This is a genomic window from Clostridium sp. 1001270J_160509_D11 (assembly GCF_015667935.1).
GTDB lineage: Bacteria > Bacillota > Clostridia > Peptostreptococcales > Peptostreptococcaceae > Intestinibacter.
The window spans coordinates 1-2,824 of the sequence record NZ_JADPET010000218.1 but is presented as its reverse complement, the minus strand read 5'-3'; the positions used below and the strand labels follow the sequence as shown (position 1 = coordinate 2,824).

Annotated in this window: 3 protein-coding genes; 1 reads left to right on the top strand and 2 read right to left on the bottom strand. The window is 24.8% G+C overall.

What is annotated here, in order from left to right:
* Positions 1 to 45 precede the first annotated feature (45 nt).
* Positions 46 to 660 (top strand): PIN domain-containing protein, encoded by a 615-nt coding sequence (locus I4U58_RS13365; protein WP_195931827.1) that lies wholly within the window; start codon positions 46 to 48, stop codon positions 658 to 660.
* A gap of 121 nt (positions 661 to 781) precedes the next feature.
* Here the strand turns inward: I4U58_RS13365 and I4U58_RS13360 are convergent, their stop codons facing one another.
* Both I4U58_RS13360 and I4U58_RS13355 read right to left on the bottom strand, forming a co-directional pair.
* Complete coding sequence (locus I4U58_RS13360; protein WP_195931826.1) at positions 782 to 1,288, bottom strand: hypothetical protein; 507 nt, start codon at positions 1,286 to 1,288, stop codon at positions 782 to 784.
* 424 nt (positions 1,289 to 1,712) lie between these two features.
* Entirely contained in the window at positions 1,713 to 2,684 is a 972-nt protein-coding gene (locus I4U58_RS13355) for a replication-relaxation family protein (RefSeq protein WP_243269641.1), read from the bottom strand.
* Between the last annotated feature and the right edge of the window lie 140 nt (positions 2,685 to 2,824).

Genomic DNA, 2,824 nt, shown 5'->3' with positions numbered 1-2,824 from the left:
AATAGATGAGCTCATTATTTTAAAAATTAATAAGGGAGATTAAAAATGCAAAAGATTTTTTTAGTAGATACAGAGAACGTAAATATACGTTCACTAAAAGGAGCTAATTATTTAGATGAAAATGATTTAATAATACTTTTTACAACAGATAAGACTATTGTCCACAATTTTCATAACAATTTAATAAAAACTATAGAAACAAAAGCCACTATAAAAAATATACATATAGAATCTGGTGGCAAAAATTGTCTTGATTTTCAATTGGTAAGTTGTTTAGGACTATTAATCGGATCTAATACTAAAAAAAATATTGAGTATTATATAATAAGTAGAGATAAGGGCTACCTTCATTCAATAAACTTCTTATATGAACAAACCCAATGTTCTATACACTTAATATCTAATTTAAAATCATTATTTGATGAGAATTATGATGATACTTTGGCTATAATGCAAAATATGGACAACGAGATTACAGAAGCATTAAAGAATCTAGGATATACTAATAAAACCATAACAAAAGCATTAATTGCAATAGATTCATCAAAAACAGAAAAGGATTTAGAAGTTAACTTTTTTCTTCAATTTGGCTGGAATAACAAGATATATAATACTTGTAAACCAATAATATTCAAGTATGATATTCTTAATATCGCTTAAATTAACGTAAAAAGTATAATTATTGTATTTTCTCTTAAATAAAATATATTGTAATATATAAAAAGCACTGTCTTTTTTAGACTAGTGCTTTTTTAGTTTATGTATAAAACTTTTAATAAAGTTATTTCCCTTTTCCATCTTTCACTTGGAATTTCTTTTTATTTAAAAAAGCTAAGTCCTTTTTAAAGAAAATACCAGCGAATATTTTTGTTGATAAAAATATTATAAATCCTATAATAGCGTATATTTCTATCTGTTGTATATCTATGTTCTTTTTAAATATTGTATATAAAATGGAACCATATGGATCCACTTTAATATAGCATTCACATAATATTATTACTAAAAGACAAAACATTAAAACTACATCGCCTTTTCCATTAAACATTTTTATCATACCTTGAATAAAACTTAAGAAAAAGCATCCTATTGTAAGAACAAAAGTTACAAATGACATAGTTCCAAATTGGTCATTTATCCCCCCAACTGCCAAGAACAGCAGAGTTAAAATAGAAAAGAAAACACCTAGCTTAAAAGGCATTTTTTTACTTGAAATTTTAGCAAGTTTTGTATTTAATAAAAATAATACTCCAAATAGTAAAATTCCACATATCAATGTTCTTTCCACAATCTCACCTCTCCAAATCAAATTATTTTAATATATACTAAAAATATACATAAATCTACAAAAAAATATAAAATTCTCATTAATACTTATATTATATAAGAATTTTTTACCTTTTTAAAGTTATTTGAAAAAAATGAGAAATTTATTTAATTAAAAATCTGTAAAAAAAAAGCCCTGATTAACGAGGGTACAGGGCTCAAATTGATAATGATAGATAAAAGAGTGTGAGGGAATCTATCATTATCTGGGTATTTAAGTAAATTATTAAGCTAGTCTTTCTATACTTAAATAATACAGTTCCAATATGAATTTAATGTAAATTTTACATGAACTATATTTGAATTTTTGTATTTATAACAATTTCCCCGATTTTTAGATAAAAAAATTCATTTTTTTACTTATTTCTACCCATTTCTACTTTTTTCTACTTCTTTCTCCCTCTAAATAAAAACGATAAAATACCTTTTTTATGTGTGTCTTTACTTATAACAAAGAATGCATTTTCCAATTGATATAATAATATTCTATCAAAAGTAAATATTATATCTATATGTTCATAATTATTTTCTTCATATAGTTTCATTATTTCAAACATATGCTCATAAGACTCACCTTGTATTATAAGTTTTGGTTTTGTTTTAAATTCTACATTTAGATTTTGGTAGTTTTCTAAGACTACATCATATCTCGATAGTTTTTGATTTAGTTTCTCCTTCCAATCTGGAGTCTTTCTAACTACTTCAACTAAAAAAGTATGATCCTTAAATTTTAAAATTGATTGAGGTCTAACTATGCATCCTCTAATATTATCATTTACTATAACCTTAGATACTTCAAACTCTAAATCATCATTCATAACTTGAGTCAATAATTGATTAGATGCCAAGATAGATTTAATTTTAAATGTCTTTATTTCACTTACATATCCTTGAGAATACGTTTTTACGTCTAACGCTCTTAATAAACCAGTCCCATGATATCCTAAATAATACGCTTTATACGAACTAATACTATTTTCAGACACAAACTCTATCTGTCTTACAAAGCTCTTTTCTTTTAGCCTTGTCAGCTTTCTAGCCACTGTTTTTGACTCTATTTGATAACCACTTTTTTTCAGATAATAAGTAATCTGTAATGATGTTGCAAATACTAGACGATTTATTGTAAATAAAATTGCCTTTTCAATTTCCCCAATATGTCCTTTCTCTAGTAAAAAGTCTGCCTCCACCTTTGTTGTATTTTTTTTAGGTTTATTTAATTTATGTGTATCCCCTACATATGATGCAAATGGTGATAATTTCTCATCACAAATAGGCACCATAGCCTTTCTTAAATCAACCCTTTTACAAGTTTCCCCTATAGGTGAAACAAGTTCAACATTATTTTCATTTTTCATACTAATTACTCCCCTCATAGATAACACGAAACAATAATTATGTTTCATAAAGTTTATACTACTTTAATTATAATATTTTTTGTCATATATATCATTTATTTATTGTATTATTTTTTTATTTTTTTTCATTTTATGTAAAA

What these genes read in the sequence shown, in the direction of transcription:
- I4U58_RS13365 (WP_195931827.1), top strand. Translation starts at nt 46, where the DNA reads ATGCAAAAGATTTTTTTAGTAGATACAGAGAACGTAAATATACGTTCA.
- I4U58_RS13355 (WP_243269641.1), bottom strand. Translation starts at nt 2,684, where the DNA reads ATGAAAAATGAAAATAATGTTGAACTTGTTTCACCTATAGGGGAAACT.